14 protein-coding genes and 1 pseudogene are annotated in these 14,450 nt (G+C 68.1%); 2 read left to right on the top strand and 13 right to left on the bottom strand.

Annotation, left to right across the window (positions count from 1 at the left end):
* Window positions 1-139: 139 nt before the first annotated feature.
* The 3 genes from ACXIZN_RS39355 to ACXIZN_RS39345 form a co-directional block, all read right to left on the bottom strand.
* The gene (locus ACXIZN_RS39355) at window positions 140-1,468 is read right to left on the bottom strand and encodes an NAD(P)/FAD-dependent oxidoreductase (RefSeq protein ID WP_007028829.1); all 1,329 of its coding nucleotides are present in this window, start codon (window positions 1,466-1,468) and stop codon (window positions 140-142) included.
* Window positions 1,469-1,552: 84 nt separating this feature from the next.
* Window positions 1,553-2,245, bottom strand: a complete 693-nt coding sequence (locus tag ACXIZN_RS39350; RefSeq protein WP_034305522.1) for a uracil-DNA glycosylase — start codon at window positions 2,243-2,245, stop codon at window positions 1,553-1,555.
* Window positions 2,242-2,922, bottom strand: a complete 681-nt coding sequence (locus ACXIZN_RS39345) for an endonuclease V (RefSeq protein ID WP_457959832.1) — start codon at window positions 2,920-2,922, stop codon at window positions 2,242-2,244. The genes ACXIZN_RS39350 and ACXIZN_RS39345 overlap by 4 nt, the downstream gene beginning before the upstream one ends.
* A gap of 28 nt (window positions 2,923-2,950) precedes the next feature.
* On the opposite strand from ACXIZN_RS39345, the gene ACXIZN_RS39340 reads away from it, so the two are divergent.
* The gene (locus ACXIZN_RS39340) at window positions 2,951-4,447 is read left to right on the top strand and encodes a S10 family peptidase (protein WP_457959831.1); all 1,497 of its coding nucleotides are present in this window, start codon (window positions 2,951-2,953) and stop codon (window positions 4,445-4,447) included.
* 62 nt (window positions 4,448-4,509) lie between these two features.
* On the opposite strand, the gene ACXIZN_RS39335 is transcribed toward ACXIZN_RS39340, so the two are convergent.
* The 10 genes and pseudogenes from ACXIZN_RS39335 to ACXIZN_RS39290 all read right to left on the bottom strand — a co-directional run bounded on the left by ACXIZN_RS39335 (window position 4,510) and on the right by ACXIZN_RS39290 (window position 13,948).
* Window positions 4,510-6,255 carry a S8 family serine peptidase gene (locus ACXIZN_RS39335; protein WP_457959830.1) on the bottom strand — a complete coding sequence of 582 codons (1,746 nt, stop codon included), beginning with the start codon at window positions 6,253-6,255 and terminating at the stop codon, window positions 4,510-4,512.
* Window positions 6,256-6,308: 53 nt separating this feature from the next.
* The gene (locus tag ACXIZN_RS39330) at window positions 6,309-7,307 is read right to left on the bottom strand and encodes an ABC transporter ATP-binding protein (protein ID WP_457959829.1); all 999 of its coding nucleotides are present in this window, start codon (window positions 7,305-7,307) and stop codon (window positions 6,309-6,311) included.
* The gene (locus ACXIZN_RS39325; RefSeq protein WP_126736439.1) at window positions 7,300-8,292 is read right to left on the bottom strand and encodes an ABC transporter ATP-binding protein; all 993 of its coding nucleotides are present in this window, start codon (window positions 8,290-8,292) and stop codon (window positions 7,300-7,302) included. Before ACXIZN_RS39325 ends, ACXIZN_RS39330 begins: the two co-directional genes overlap by 8 nt.
* 6 nt (window positions 8,293-8,298) lie before the next feature.
* Window positions 8,299-9,252: an ABC transporter permease gene (locus ACXIZN_RS39320; RefSeq protein ID WP_125674096.1), complete on the bottom strand. Its 954-nt coding sequence runs from the start codon at window positions 9,250-9,252 to the stop codon at window positions 8,299-8,301.
* A complete protein-coding gene (locus tag ACXIZN_RS39315; RefSeq protein ID WP_457960715.1) occupies window positions 9,245-10,171 on the bottom strand; it encodes an ABC transporter permease in 927 nt (308 codons plus the stop codon). Before ACXIZN_RS39315 ends, ACXIZN_RS39320 begins: the two co-directional genes overlap by 8 nt.
* Before the next feature lie 78 nt (window positions 10,172-10,249).
* Window positions 10,250-10,813, bottom strand: a pseudogene (locus ACXIZN_RS39310) (hypothetical protein); the annotation flags it as partial.
* Between the two features lie 184 nt (window positions 10,814-10,997).
* Window positions 10,998-11,513 (bottom strand): DUF501 domain-containing protein, encoded by a 516-nt coding sequence (locus ACXIZN_RS39305; protein WP_185927323.1) that lies wholly within the window; start codon window positions 11,511-11,513, stop codon window positions 10,998-11,000.
* Window positions 11,514-11,531: 18 nt separating this feature from the next.
* Complete coding sequence (locus ACXIZN_RS39300; RefSeq protein WP_091598626.1) at window positions 11,532-11,894, bottom strand: FtsB family cell division protein; 363 nt, start codon at window positions 11,892-11,894, stop codon at window positions 11,532-11,534.
* 186 nt (window positions 11,895-12,080) lie between these two features.
* Window positions 12,081-13,367 (bottom strand): phosphopyruvate hydratase, encoded by a 1,287-nt coding sequence (gene eno / locus ACXIZN_RS39295; RefSeq protein WP_126736446.1) that lies wholly within the window; start codon window positions 13,365-13,367, stop codon window positions 12,081-12,083.
* 104 nt (window positions 13,368-13,471) lie between these two features.
* Complete coding sequence (locus tag ACXIZN_RS39290) at window positions 13,472-13,948, bottom strand: VOC family protein (protein WP_457959828.1); 477 nt, start codon at window positions 13,946-13,948, stop codon at window positions 13,472-13,474.
* 72 nt (window positions 13,949-14,020) lie between these two features.
* Here ACXIZN_RS39290 and ACXIZN_RS39285 point away from each other — a divergent pair, with 72 nt between their 5' ends.
* Window positions 14,021-14,434: a tetratricopeptide repeat protein gene (locus tag ACXIZN_RS39285; protein WP_125674103.1), complete on the top strand. Its 414-nt coding sequence runs from the start codon at window positions 14,021-14,023 to the stop codon at window positions 14,432-14,434.
* Window positions 14,435-14,450: the final 16 nt, after the last annotated feature.

Below are 14,450 nucleotides of genomic sequence, written 5' to 3'. Positions count from 1 at the left end.
CCGACAGCCTAGGCGATGCCCTTTGGTGCGCGGCTTCAGTACGCCGATATTCGAGCCGGCGGCTTCGCCCCTCGAACGCCGTGAAGGCCTCCTTCCCTACGTTCAAGGTAGGGAAGGAGGCCTTCACGGCATCACGAACTCAGGACTTCGACAGCCGGTCGAATTCCTCGCGCGGGTTGTTGATCTGGCCGAGCGAGATGACCTCGCGCCGGAACAGGCCACCGAGCATCCAGTCGAACAGGATGCGGATCTTGCGGTTCCACGTCGGCATCGCCTTGAGGTGGTACGCGCGGTGGAAGAGCCAGGCCGGGAAGCCCTTGATCTTCAGGTTCAGCGCGTCGGCGACACCCTTGTGCAGGCCGAGGCTGGCCACCGCACCCAGGTTCTTGTGGTAGTAGTCCTTCGGCTTGCCGCCGCGGATCACCTTGATGATGTTCTTCGCCAGCAGACGCGCCTGACGGACGGCGTGCTGCGCGTTCGGCGGGCAGGTCGCGGTCGGGTCCTGCTCGGTGCGCGACAGGTCCGGCACGGCGGCGTTGTCACCGGCGGTCCAGACATCGGGGTGCCCGACGACCTGCATCGCGGCGGTGGCCTCGACGCGGCCGCGCTTGTCGAGCGGCAGGTCCGAGCTGGCGAGCACCGGGTTCGCCTTCACACCGGCGGTCCAGATGATCGTGTCGGTGTCGAATTCGGTGCCGTCCGAAAGCACGACGTGGCCGTTCTCGAACGACTTCGCCGCTGTCGACAAATAGACTTCGATGCCGCGCTTTTCGAGCTGCTCGACGGTGTACACACCGAGCGTCTCGCGCACCTCGGGAAGGATCCGGCCCGCCGCCTCGACGAGCACCCAGCGGATGTCCTCGACCTTGAGGTTCGGGTAGTAGTTCTCCACCGCGAACCGGGTCATGTCCTCGAGTTCGGCGAGCGCCTCGATACCGGCGAACCCGCCGCCGACGACGGTGAACGTCAGCAGGCGCTTGCGCTGCTCGGGATCGAGCGTGCTGGCGGCCTCGTCCAGCTTCGTCATGACGTGGTTGCGCAGGTAGATCGCCTCGCCGATGGTCTTGAAGGCGATGCCCTCCTCGACCAGGCCCGGGATCGGCAGGATGCGCGCGACGGCACCGAGAGCGACCACGAGGACGTCGTAGTTCAGCTGCTCGACGTGCCCGTCGGCGGCCTCGACCGTCACGGCCTTGCGCTCGTGCTCGATCTTCGTCACGCGCGCGGTCAGCACGTGGCAGCGCTTGAGCACGCGCCTCAGCGGCACGACCACGTGCCGCGGTTCGATCGCACCGGCCGCCGCCTCGGGCAGGAAGGGGGCATAGGTCATGTGCGGCTGCGGATCAACGACCGTCACGGACGCTTCGTTGGCCCGGAGCATCTTCTGGAGCCCGTACGCCGTGTAGAGCCCGACGTACCCACCACCAAGGACGAGGATCCGTGTCGGTTCCGACTTAACACCAGCCATATTTCTATAGTCGCACCCATCTGCTGAGATCGCTCGGAGACCCCATCCGGCTGTGACCAGCGTCGCCACGGTTTCCGCAACGATTCAGTTCAGGCCGGCCGCCGAGGTCGCGGAGGCGAGGACGTCGCACACCATGTCAAGGGTCAGGCGGCCGGTCTGGACATTGCGCTGCGACACGTGATAACAGCCGAAAAGGCGCAGGTCGCCGAGTTCCAGTTCGGCTCCGTGGCCGAATTTCGGGCGTGGCGCGGGCACCGGCCAGCCCGCCTCCGCGAGCACCGGCAGCAACGCCTGCCAGCCGAACGCGCCGAGCACCACGACGGCCTTCAGCGTCGGTTTCAGCAACTCGAGCTCCGCCGCGAGCCACGATCGGCAGGTTTCCCGTTCCTCAGGTGTGGGCTTGTTGGCGGGTGGCGCGCATCTCACCGGGGAGACCATCCGGGTCCCGCGGAGCTCGAGGCCGTCACCGATATGGGTCGACGTCGGCTGCGACGCGACCCCGACCCGGTGAAGTGCCTTGAAGAGGACGTCACCGGACGGGTCGCCGGTGAACAGGCGGCCGGTCCGGTTCGCGCCGTGCGCCGAAGGAGCGAGTCCGACGATCGCCAGAGACGCGTCCGGCGGGCCGAAGCCGGGCACCGGCCGGGCCCAGTAGGTCTCGCCGGCGAAGGCGGCGCGTTTGACCACGGCGATCTCTTCGCGCCACGCGACCAGCCGCGGGCAGGCGCGGCAGCCGACGACCTCGGCGTCGAGCTCGGCGAGCGAACGGAACCTCATAACGCCTCTTTCAGCGCGTCTCGGGCGAGACGGTCGGCTTGCCGGGTGGTCTCCGGCTGACGGAACGCGGGACACAGCCGCAGCACCTGGCGGCACGCGTTGTCCAGGGAGATCTTGTGGCCGACGGAGACATGAACGGGCTTCACACCGTCCTGGGTGCGCAGGACCGCGCCGACGACCTCGCCGTCGTCCAGCAGGGGCGCCCGCGAGCCGCGCTCGAGACCCGGCTCGTCGTGTTCGCCGACGAACCGGGTCTTGCCGACGCCGACGGACGGCAGGCCGGTCACGACGCCGACGTGGCAAGCGAGCCCGAACCGGCGCGGATGCGCCAGGCCGTGGCCGTCGCAGACCAGCAGATCGGGGACGTGGTCGAGCGCGCGGAGGGCGTCGAGCAGCGGCGGCAGCTCGCGGAACGCGAAAAGACCCGGTTCGTACGGGAACGAGATCCGGGAAACGACGGATCGCTTTTCCACGACGCGGAATCCGTCGGCTTCGAGGGTGACCGCGGCGGCCGCGATGAGGCCGCTGTCCTCGTCATAGGCGACGTCCAGCCCGGTGACGGTGACGATCTCTTGTGGACAGCGATCTTCGAGTTCGACCAGGCCACGCAGGGTTTCCTGGATCCCGATCGCCTCCTGGGGCGTGCTCGGGCGATCATGCGCCGTGACGATGTCCACTCCTACAGACTGCCAGTAAGTTGGAGGCATGCCGGACACCAATCCCGATGACAAGGCCGCCGACGAGAAGGACACCCCGTCGGTGGAAACCAAGGTCGAGCCGACCGACGACCTGGTCACCACGAAGCACACGCTGACCCTCAAGCGCAAGAAGCTCGCCTACACCGCCCAGACCGGGCGGATCGTGCTGCGGAAGGAGGTCATCACCGACGGCAAGTCCGAGGGCTACAAGGCCAAGGCCGAGGTGTTCGTGACCTCCTACACGCTCGACGACGCGGAGCCCGGCTCGCGCCCGGTCACGTTCGCGTTCAACGGCGGGCCCGGTTCGGCGAGCGTCTGGCTGCACATGGGGCTCCTCGGCCCGCGCCGGGTGCTTTCGGGCGATGTCGACGACCCGGTCGCGCCGCCCTACGGGCTCACCGACAACCAGGAAACCCTGCTGGCGCACAGCGACCTGGTGTTCATCGACCCGGTGTCGACCGGCTATTCACGCGCCGTGGACGGCGAGGCGGCCAAGGAGTACCACGGGTACACCGCCGACATCGAGTCCATCGGCGAGGTCATCCGGCTGTGGGTCTCGCGCAAACAGCGCTGGCTCTCGCCGAAGTTCCTCGCGGGCGAGTCGTACGGCACGCTCCGCGCGGCCGGGCTGGCGTCGCATCTCCAGGAACGCCACGGCATGTACCTCAACGGGCTGCTGTTGATCTCGTCCGTGTTGGACCTGGGCACGCTGCGGTTCACCGAGGGCAACGACCTGCCGTACTCGCTCTACGTGCCGACGTATGCGGCGATCGCGCACTACCACGGCCTTCACGGCGACCGCCCGCTCGACGACGTCCTCGCCGACGCCGAGGACTTCGCGGCCAAGGAACTCCCCTGGGCTCTCGCGCGCGGCGCACGTCTGTCCACACAGGACCGCGCCGAAGCGGTGGCGACGCTCGCTTCCCTGACCGGTCTTAGCGAGTCCTATGTGGACCGCGTCAACCTGCGGATCGAGCACGTGCGGTACTTCACCGAGCTGCTGCGGGACAAGGGTCTCGTCGTCGGCCGGATGGACGGCCGGTTCACCACCTGGGAACCCGACGGCGGCCGCGAGCACATGAGTGACGACCCGTCGATCTCGCGGATCATCGGCGCCTACACGGGCGGGCTCAACCACTATGTGCGGGCCGAGCTCGGTTACGAGAACGACCTGCCGTACGAGGTTCTGTCGACCGACGTCTTCAAGGCCTGGTCGTACTCGGACTTCGAGGGCCGCTCGGTGTCCTCTGTGGACTCACTCGCGTCGGCCATGCGGGCGAACCCGCATCTTCAGGTACATGTCGCCTTCGGGCACTACGACGGCGCGACGCCGTACTTCGCTTCGGAACACGTGCTGGCGCGCCTGCAGATTCCCGAGGAGCTTCGGGAGAACATCGACACGGCGTACTACCCGGCCGGGCACATGATGTACGTGCACGAGGAGTCGCGGGTACGGCAGGCGAAGGACCTGGCGAAATTCATCAAGAACGCGTCCGGGAAGTAGCCGGATACTCGTGAGTGGTAAGGACGGTTGGAACCGTCCTTACCACTCACGAGAGGCGAAGATCAGCCTCGCAGGTACTGCGCACCGCGAGTGACGGCCGACCAGGCGTCCACGGCACCGTGCCCGTAGAAGCCGTTGAACGAAGCGTCACCGGTGCAGGTCGCGGTGAACGACGCGTCCCGGCCTTCGTCCAGGTAGTCGACGGTCCGCGGCACCGGGCAGGCGATGTCCGAAGCCGTGCCTTCGAGCACCCGCTGCACCGCGTCCGGGTTCATCCCGAAGTCGCGCGAACCCTTGCCGTACTGCGAAACGATGAGCGCCGCGACACCGCTCGCGTGCGGCGACGCCATCGACGTCCCCTGTAGCCACTGGTAGTAGCCGACCCGGCCGTCGGCGGCGGTCGCCTTCTTGATGCCGGCGGTGACACCGTCGGGCGTGAGGTTCCCGTCCGCGTCGATCATGCCTTCCGCGACGCCGACGTTGCGCGGGTAGGTCGAGAGGATCTGGTTCTCGACCGTGCGGAACCACGGGGTGCCGAAGTAGTCACGGAAGTATCCGCCGGGCGCGGACACCGAGATCTGCTCGGTCCCGTAGTTCGAGTAGTCCGCCTTCGCCTGCGAAGGGCCGAAGGACGAGACACCGATCGTGTGCGGGCCTTCGATGGGCAGCGAGAGGCAGCTCGCGTTGTCGATCTGCCGCGGGTGCGTGCTGTTCGACGGGTAGCCGGGGCTGGAGGCGTCCGGCTGCGGAGCGGCGAGGTCGCTGTGCTGGTTGCCCAGCGAGACGACCTGGGTGACGCCCTTGCGGTGCGCGTAGTTCAGCGCGCGGGTCGTCGCCTCGATGATGGTGCGCTGCTCGGCCTGCTGCGCGGGCGTGTCCGCGGGGTTCGCGGTGCAGTTGTACAGCCAGGGGTCCGTGAAGAAGCTCATGTTCACGACGTCCACACCGGCGTCACCGGCGTAGGTGATCGCGTCCACGGTCGGCTGCAGGAAGAAGAAGCCCGAGTCCTGCCCGGCGCGGAGGTTCACCAGCGTCACGTTCGGCGCGACACCCGAGACCCCGAAGCCGTTCGCGGCGGCCCCGATGGTGCCGGCGACGTGCGTGCCGTGCCCGTTGTCGTCGTGGTCCGCCGGGTCGACACAGCTGCGGAACTCACAAGGTCCGTCGACGACGGCGCCGTTGACGTCCGAGACGATGTCCTTCGTGAAGTTCCGCGACGCCGCGCGGTCGAAGTTCGGCGCGATGTCCGGGTGGCTCCCGTCGACGCCGGTGTCGATGACGCCGACCTTCACCCGCTTGTCACCCGGCTGCTTGGTGCGCGAGAGGTCCGACCGGACCGACTTGAGGCCCCACAGCTGGTCGTCGAGCGGGTCCATGCCGACGGCGGTCGCCTGCACCGGCTTCTTGGCCGAGGCGGCGCCGCGGCCCTCCTTTTCGACGACGCCCGGCTTGACCTTCGCCTTGCCCTGCTTCGGCGCGGTGCCGATCGCCTTCGCTTTGGCGGCACCGAAGACCGACCGGTCCGCGGAGACCCGCTCGGCGAAACCGTTGGCGGGCGCGGTGGCGGTGATCAGGCCGACCGCGGCGTTGCTCGTCACGACGGTGCCCCCGGCGGCGCGGACCGCCCTTTCCACCGAAGCGACACTTTGGCCGTCGCGGGCCAGGACCGAGAATTCGGTCGCGGCGCCGGAAAGCGCCGGTTGCGCCGATGCCACCGGAGCAGCGACGATCGCGCCGAACAGCGGTACCGCGAGCGCGACCACGAGAGATCTGGGCTTTTTCACTTCCTGCCTCCTGAAGAAAACCATTCGGGCAAAACTACGTCAGCGATCCCTGCGTATCAACGAAGTCCCTACGAAAGTCAGGGGACGACGGTTTTCTCCTCCGCGAAATGACAGGCGGACAAATGCCCGCCGGACCGGGTGATCAATTCGGGTTCCTGATCGGCGCAAATGTCCTGCGCCTTCCAGCACCGGGTGCGGAACCGGCAGCCGGACGGCGGATCCAGCGGGCTCGGCACGTCACCTTCCAGGCGGATCACCTGCCGCTGACCGCGTAACGCCGGATCCGCGACCGGCACCGCGGACAGCAGCGCCTGCGTATAGGGATGCGACGGATGTTCGTAGATCTCCTCTTCGGTCCCCATTTCCACGATCTTGCCGAGGTACATCACCGCCACCCGCGTGGAAAGGTGACGGACAACCGACAGATCGTGTGCGATGAACACATAGGAAAGGCCGAATTCCTTCTGCAGATCGCCGAGCAGGTTCATCACCTGCGCCTGGATCGAAACGTCGAGCGCGGAAACCGGCTCGTCGCAGATGATCACCTTCGGCCGCAACGCCAGCGCCCGCGCGATCCCGATGCGCTGACGCTGCCCGCCGGAGAACTGGTGCGGATAGCGGTTGATGTGCTCGGGATTCAGCCCGACGACGTCGAGCAGCTCCCGCACCTTCGCCGCCCTCGATCCCTTCGGCGCCACCTCGGTGTGGATTTCGAAAGGTTCGCCGATGATGTCGCCGACCGTCATCCTCGGGTTCAGCGAGGTGTACGGATCCTGCAGCACGATCTGGATCTCGCGCCGCAGCCTCCTCAGTTCGGCTCCCCGCAACGCGAAGATGTCGCGCCCCTCGAAGGTCGCGAGCCCGCCGGTGGGTTCTTCCAGCCGCATCAGCACCTGGGCCAAAGTGGACTTTCCGCACCCGGATTCCCCCACCACACCGAGCGTTTCGCCCGGCATGAGATCGAAGGACACGCCGTCGACGGCCTTCACGTGCCCGATGGTGCGTTTGAAGAGGATCCCGGCCCGCACCGGGAAGTACTTCACCAGGTTTTCGACGCGCAGAATGGGCTCAGACACGGTCGCTCACCACCTCGTCGGCGAAGTGGCAGGCGCTGACCCGGCCGAAGCCGAGGTTGTGCAGGGCGGGCCGTTCGGTCTCGCAGCGGCTTTCCGCCCGCGGGCAGCGCGGATGGAACGGGCAGCCGGACGGGATGTTCAGCAGGCTCGGCGGCAGGCCCTTGATGGTCTCCAGCGTCTGTCCTTTGAGATCGAGCCGCGGCAGCGAGGCCATCAGCGCCTCGGTGTAGGGATGCCCCGGCGAACGGAACAGCTCGGTGACGTCGGCCTGTTCGACGATCCGGCCCGCGTACATCACGGCGATCCGGTCGGCGACCTCGGCGACCACCGCCAGGTCGTGGGTGATCAGGATCAGCCCCATCCGCCGTTCGGCCTGGATCTCCGCCAGCAGGTCCATGATCTGGGCCTGCACGGTGACGTCGAGCGCGGTCGTCGGCTCGTCCGCGATCAGCAGATCCGGGTCGAGCGCGAGCGACATGGCGATCATCGCGCGCTGCCGCATCCCGCCCGAGAACTGGTGCGGGTACTCGCGGACCCGGCGGGCGGCGGCGGGGATGCGCACGATGTCGAGCAGTTCGATCGCCCGTTTCCGTGCGTCCTTTTTGGACATGCCGAGCCGGACCCGTAGCTGCTCCTCGATCTGGAATCCCACGGTGAACACGGGATTCAGCGCTGACAGCGCGTCCTGGAAGATCATCGCGATCTCCCCGCCGCGCACCTCACGCCGCCGTTCTTCGGTGGCGGTGAGCAGATCCTCGCCGCGGTAGCGGACCGCGCCGCCGGTGACGACGGCGGGCGGGCTGTCGAGGATCCCCATCACGGTCTGCGCGGTCACGCTCTTACCGGATCCCGATTCTCCCAGCACGGCAAGGGTTTCCCCGGCGTGCACGGAGTAGTCGACGCCGTTGAGCACGGTCGCGACGCCGTCGGACGTGCGGAATTCGACATGGAGGTCTTCCACCTCCAGCAGCAGTTCGTCGGTCACGGACGATCACCGGGCCTTCGGGTCGAGCGCGTCGCGGATGCCGTCACCGAGCATGACGAACGCGAGCACGGTGATGGTCACGAACCCCGCGGGGAACAACAACATGTGCGGATTCACCCGGAAGTAGTCCCGCGCGTCGCTGATCATCACACCCCAGGAGACGACCGGCGGCCGCACGCCGACCCCGAGATACGCCAGTGTCGCTTCCGCGCCGATGAACGCGCCGAGCGCGATGGTCCCGTAGACCAGCACCGGCGCGACCGTGTTCGGCAGCAGATGCCGGAACACGATGCGCGGCGTGCTCGCGCCGAGACCGCGCGCGGCCTTGACGTAGTCGAGCTGTTTGGCCACCAGCGTCGCCGACCGCATGATGCGCATCGCCACCGGCCAGCTCAGCGCGGCGATCGACACGACCACCTGAACGATGATCGTGACCACCCCGGGGTTCGAGCCGGGCGCGTTGAACGTGGTCAGGATGACGATCGCGCCGAGCACGAACGGCAGCGCCGCGAAGATGTCGCCCACCCGCGAGAACAGGCTGTCGACGAGACGGCCGTAGTAGCCGGCGATGATCCCCACCACCGAGCCGATCAGGATCGTCAGCACCGTCGCGAAGACACCGACCAGCAGCGACGCCCGCGCGCCGTGGATGGTCCGCGCGTAGACATCGTAACCCTGGTTGTCGTAACCGAACCAGGCGTCCGCGGACGGTCCTTCGTTGGCGTGGAGCAGATCGCTGAACCCGGCTGGCCGGGAGCTGAACAGGTCGGGCGCGATCGCGATGAGCACGACGAGCGTGATGATGACGGCGGAGATGATGAACGACGGCCGCTTGCGCAACATCCGCCAGGCGTCGCCACCGAGGCTGCGCGGCTTGTGCGCCGTCGCGGAATCGTCGGCGACACCGGCGCCCGCGACGTCCACGGAGGACACACCGCCGGCCACATTGGGGTCAGTCATAACGGATCCTCGGGTCGAGAACGGCGTAGAGCAGGTCGACGATGAGACTCACCAGCAGGTAGACCATCACCAGCAGGACGACGACGCCGGTGACGGTGGCGCCCTCCCGGTTCTGGATACCGCGGAAGATGAGCCCGCCGATGCCGTTGATGTTGAACACGCCTTCGGTGACGATGGCCCCGCCCATGAGCGCGCCGATGTCGGTGCCGATGAAGGTCAGCACCGGGATCACCGAGTTCCGGAGCAGGTGCACGCCGACGACCCGGCTGCGCGGCTGCCCCTTCGCGACGGCGGTGCGGACGTAGTCGGCGTGCCGGTTCTCGGCGATGCTCGTTCTCGTCAACCGGGCTATGTAGGCCATGGAGAGACTGCCGAGCGCGATCCCTGGCACGATCAGCTCGCCGATCGTGGCGTCCTCGGACACGCTCGCGTCGATGATGCCCAGTTCCGAGCCGAGCACGATCTGGAGCACGATCGCGGTGACGAACACCGGGATCGAGATCAGGAACGTGGTGGACATCAGCACGAGGTTGTCGAGGAAACCCTTGCCGCGCAGGCCGGTCAGGATGCCCGCGGACAGGCCGATGATCGCTTCGATGGCCACCGCGATGAGGGCGAGCCGGACCGTCACCGGATAGGCGTTCCCGATCAGTTCGCCGACCGAGTTGCCGTTGAAGGTCTCGCCCCAGTCGCCGGTGAACAGGTTGCCGAGGTATTTGAAGTACTGGACGAAGATCGCGTCATCGAGATTGAACTTCGCGGTCATCATCTCGATGTAGGCGGGCGGGCAGGCGACCTGGCCGCATTTGCCGGCGAACGGGTCACCGGGCACCGCCCACACGAGGGCGTAGATGAGGAACGTCGTGCCGAAGAAGACCGGGATGAGTTGAAGTAGTCGTCGGAGGATGTACTGGGACATGGGCGTGCCGTCCTGGGGATCGCGTGGTGGGAGCCGTGGGTCCGGCCGGCCGGGAGCGGTGTGCTCCCGGCCGGCNACGGCGCGGTCCCACACCGTGTCGCCGTCGAATTTGCCGCCGTCGGTGTCCGGGATGGCGGCGAACGGCCCGGCGCCGTTGAGCTGCGGGCCGAGGATCGGTTCGAGGGTGTCGCCCTTCGCGTCGACGTAACCGCCGCGTGCGTGATTGGACTCGATGCGGCCGATACTCGCGATCAAAGCCCAATCGATGTGGCAGCCGGGCTGTTCGGCGATGAGGATATCGGCGGCGTTGCGGTACGCGGCGAGCGCGGTGACCGGGATGCCGAGCGGTCCTTCGGGGAGTTCGTCCGCGGGGAGCGGGAGCGGGGTCGGCGCGTTCGGCAGGCTGCCGTCGACACCGATCTGCTGGACGAGCGGGTTCTTCGGGTCGTAGCCGCCGACGAGGGCGACAGTGCCGGACTGGACCGTGCTCGCCGTCGCGGCCCAACTGCCGGCACCGACGACCGCGGCACAGGCCGGGACGATGGCGAGGACACCTCCGGCCACCGCGGCGATCGTGCGGTGCCGGAGACAGAGTCTCCGGACGTGACCGGTCACCGCGCCTGGCACGTGCCTCACGCGCATAACTCAGAACCCTCCCGGCGGATCACGACTCGGCGATCCGGTACTCACTCACCCCGGCACCCCACAACTGGTGCCCAGCCTGCCGCATGCGGTGACCGGTTTCACCCCATAGGGGAGGACCAGTTGGCCGCCATCCGGTGAATTAACCCACCTGGAGGAACTATCTGTACACCGCGGGCCGGTGTTACCCCTGGCAGTCGCCGGACGGCCAGCCGTTCTCCTTGAGCAAAGCGAGCGTTTCGTCCCCGAACGGGTTCACGCCGGGGCCGACGGCCAGCGTGTGCGCCAGGTGGACGTGCAGGCATTTGACGCGGCCGGGCATCCCGCCCGCGCTGACCTCGTGGCCGAGCGAATCGATGGCGTCGCGTTCGGCGAGGTAGCTCTCGTGGGTCCGCTGGTAGGCGGCCGCCAGCTCGGGGTCCTCCGCGAGCCGGTCGGTCATCTCCTTCATCAGCCCGGACGCCTCGAGCGTGCCGACCATGGAAGTCAGCTTCGGGCAGGTCAAGTAGTACAGCGTGGGGAACGGCGTGCCGTCGTCGAGACGGGGGCTCGTCTGCACGACCGACGGGTGGCCGCTCGGGCAGCGCGCGGCGACGGCGCGCAGCGCACGGGGGGCCCGGCCGAGCTGTTCCGCGATGATCTCGCGGTCGGCGTCGGTCACAGGCTCGTATGAAGACTTTTCCGTGCTGTTCACACCCATAAGGCTAAAGGGCGCACTTCAGCCGCCCGCGACCTGATCCCACAGCTTCTCGTACCAGGAGCCCGCGGGCACCGGCTGCTGACCTTGCGGCTGCCCCTGCTCGGGCGCCTTGTCTTCGGGGAGCTGCACGATGTACGGCGTCTCGCCGGGCTTCACGAAACCGAACCGCTTACGCGCCTCCGCCTCGATCTGCGCCGGATCGCTCAGCTCGGCCTTGCGGCCTTCCAGCTGGGTGACGCTCCGCTGCAGTTCGGACTGCAACTGCTGCTGCTCGGTGACCTCGGACTTCTGGCTGAGGTACGTGCGCAGCGGGACGGCGATGGTGAACGCGAGCGCGCACACCACGATCGCCACCACCGCGGCCCGGCGGGTGGTGGACATGCCGAGCACCTTCGCGGCGCCCGATGCCCGCTTCGCCGCCAAGCTGCGGCGCAGCCGGGTTCGGGCGCGGACCTCCGTCGTCGTCGTGCGACGGGCGCTCTCCGGTCGGCGGCCCCTGCTGGAGCCGCCGCCGTCCGCGCGCCCGTTACGACGGGTCCGCGCCCTCCCCCGGTCCGCCATCGTTCGTTATCCCTCGGTGCTGAACCGCGGGAACGCGAGGTCGCCGGCGTAGCGCGCCGCGTCGGCGAGGGTCTCCTCGATGCGGAGCAGCTGGTTGTACTTGGCGATCCGCTCGCCGCGCGCCGGGGCGCCGGTCTTGATCTGGCCGACACCGGTCGCGACGGCGAGGTCGGCGATGAAGGTGTCCTCGGTCTCGCCGGACCGGTGGCTCATCATCGACTTGTAGCCGTACGAGGTGGCCAGCGAGATCGCGTCGAGGGTCTCCGACAGGGTGCCGATCTGGTTGACCTTCACCAGCAGCGCGTTGGCGGCGCGGCGGGTGATGCCCTCTTCGAGGCGGTCCGGGTTGGTGACGAACAGGTCGTCGCCGACCAGCTGGACCTTCTCGCCGAGCTCGGTGGTCAGCTGGACCCAGCCGTCCCAGTCGTCCTCGCTCAGCGGGTCCTCGATGGACACGAGCGGGTAGTCGCGGACGAGCTCGCCGTAGTAGGCCGACATCTGCTCGGCGCTCTTCTTCGCGCCTTCGAAGGTGTACGCGCCGTCGGAGAAGAACTCCGTCGCGGCGACGTCGAGCGCGAGCGCGACGTCGCGGCCCGGGGCGTACCCGGCCTTCTCGATCGCCTGCAGGATCAGGTCGAGCGCCTCGCGGTTGTTCTTCAGGCTGGGCGCGAAGCCGCCTTCGTCGCCGAGGCCGGTGGCCAGGCCGCGGCCCTTCAGGACCGACTTCAGCGAGTGGTAGACCTCGGTGCCCCAGCGCAGGGCCTCGCGGAACGACTCGGCGCCGATCGGCGCGATCATGAATTCCTGGATGTCGACATCGGTGTCGGCGTGCGCGCCACCGTTGAGGATGTTCAGCATCGGCACCGGCAGCACGTGCGCGTTCGGCCCGCCGAGGTAGCGGAACAGCTCCAGCTCGGCCGACTCGGCGGCGGCCTTCGCGACGGCGAGCGAAACACCGAGGATGGCGTTCGCGCCGAGGCGGGACTTCGCCGGCGTGCCGTCGAGGTCGACCAGCTTCTGGTCGACGATGCGCTGGTCGACGGCGTCGGTGCCGACCAGGTCCGGGCCGATCTCGTCCAGGACGGCCGCGACCGCGCGCTCGACACCCTTGCCGTTGTACCGGCCGGTGTCGCCGTCACGCAGCTCGACGGCTTCGTGTTCGCCGGTGGACGCACCCGAGGGGACCGCGGCCCGCGCCAGCGTGCCGTCGTCGAGAGCCACCTCCACTTCGACCGTCGGGTTGCCTCGCGAGTCCAGAATCTCGCGAGCGCCTACCTGCTCGATGAGCGCCACGCCATGCTCCTCATGTGGGTTGTGCCTGCGGTGACCGGGCCCAGCCTAGCCGTCACCGCAGTTCACCCGTTGGAGGCACGCGCCACAGCAGCCGCCGACCGGCCCTATTCCGTGGCCGGTTCGTCCGCCCGGACTTCCTTCCAGCCCGACGGAAGCTCGACGGTGTCGGAGAACTGCTGCCAGAAGGTCCAGCTGTTGCCGCCGATGTCGGAGACGGTGAACACGCGGGCGCCGTAGGGCTGATCCTGGGGCGCGTCGATGTCGGCGTCGTCGCCGAGCGCGGCGCGGACGCGCTCGTACTGCGCGTCGACGTCGGGGACGTACACGATGTTCAGCTGCCCGACCGGGCCGTCGACGCCTTTCCCCTGCCAGTACTCGGGGCCGACCCCGGCCAGCTGGATCTTGGCCGGGCCGGCGCACAGAGTGGCCTGGAACACCTCTCCGGAGGCGTCGGCGAAGCGCACTTCCTCGGTGAACCCGAACACTCTGACCAGCCACGCGACCGCCTCGGTGGCATCGACGTAGTAGAGGTACGGCGCCAGACCGAGGTAGCCGGGCTCGCATTCTTCGGCACTGCTCATGGCAGGACAGTCCACCATGACCGTTTCAGCTCCTCGTGAACGACCCTGCCCAGGGGTATCGTGGAGCGGACCATGATGGATGCCGAACCCGCCCCAGAACCCGGTGAGGACTCGTCCGGAGAGTCCCGGTTCCGCGCCTTCCGGCAGGCGGAAGCGCTGGTCGAAAGCCGCAGGCCGCTCGACGCCCTCAAGGCCCTCGAGCCCTTGCTGGAGGACGAAACCGACAAACCGAGTGTTCAGTTGCTGGCGGGCCGCGCGTACTTCCACTCCGCACAGTTGCGGCGGGCCGAACGCGCCTTCACCCGGGTGCTGGAGCTGGACCCCACCGATCATTACGCGCGGTTCGTGCTCGGGCGGACCCTCCAGCGCCTCGGCCGGTTGACCGAGGCGCTCGCGCAGATGCGGATAGCGTCGGCGATGCACCCGATCCCGGAGTATCTGGAAGCGATCAGCGAGGTCAGCGCGCGGATCGCGTTGCGCGACTGACCCGGCGGGAGCAAGG

This window comes from Amycolatopsis sp. TRM77291 (genome assembly GCF_054166285.1).
Note: the sequence above shows the minus strand (reverse complement) of the source record. Positions and strands in the feature narration are given on the sequence as shown.

What these genes read in the sequence shown, in the direction of transcription:
- ACXIZN_RS39355 (WP_007028829.1), bottom strand. Translation starts at nt 1,468, where the DNA reads ATGGCTGGTGTTAAGTCGGAACCGACACGGATCCTCGTCCTTGGTGGT.
- ACXIZN_RS39350 (WP_034305522.1), bottom strand. Translation starts at nt 2,245, where the DNA reads ATGAGGTTCCGTTCGCTCGCCGAGCTCGACGCCGAGGTCGTCGGCTGC.
- ACXIZN_RS39340 (WP_457959831.1), top strand. Translation starts at nt 2,951, where the DNA reads ATGCCGGACACCAATCCCGATGACAAGGCCGCCGACGAGAAGGACACC.
- ACXIZN_RS39335 (WP_457959830.1), bottom strand. Translation starts at nt 6,255, where the DNA reads ATGGTTTTCTTCAGGAGGCAGGAAGTGAAAAAGCCCAGATCTCTCGTG.
- ACXIZN_RS39320 (WP_125674096.1), bottom strand. Translation starts at nt 9,252, where the DNA reads ATGACTGACCCCAATGTGGCCGGCGGTGTGTCCTCCGTGGACGTCGCG.
- ACXIZN_RS39315 (WP_457960715.1), bottom strand. Translation starts at nt 10,171, where the DNA reads ATGTCCCAGTACATCCTCCGACGACTACTTCAACTCATCCCGGTCTTC.
- ACXIZN_RS39305 (WP_185927323.1), bottom strand. Translation starts at nt 11,513, where the DNA reads ATGGGTGTGAACAGCACGGAAAAGTCTTCATACGAGCCTGTGACCGAC.
- ACXIZN_RS39300 (WP_091598626.1), bottom strand. Translation starts at nt 11,894, where the DNA reads ATGTCCACCACCCGCCGGGCCGCGGTGGTGGCGATCGTGGTGTGCGCG.
- ACXIZN_RS39290 (WP_457959828.1), bottom strand. Translation starts at nt 13,948, where the DNA reads ATGAGCAGTGCCGAAGAATGCGAGCCCGGCTACCTCGGTCTGGCGCCG.
- ACXIZN_RS39285 (WP_125674103.1), top strand. Translation starts at nt 14,021, where the DNA reads ATGATGGATGCCGAACCCGCCCCAGAACCCGGTGAGGACTCGTCCGGA.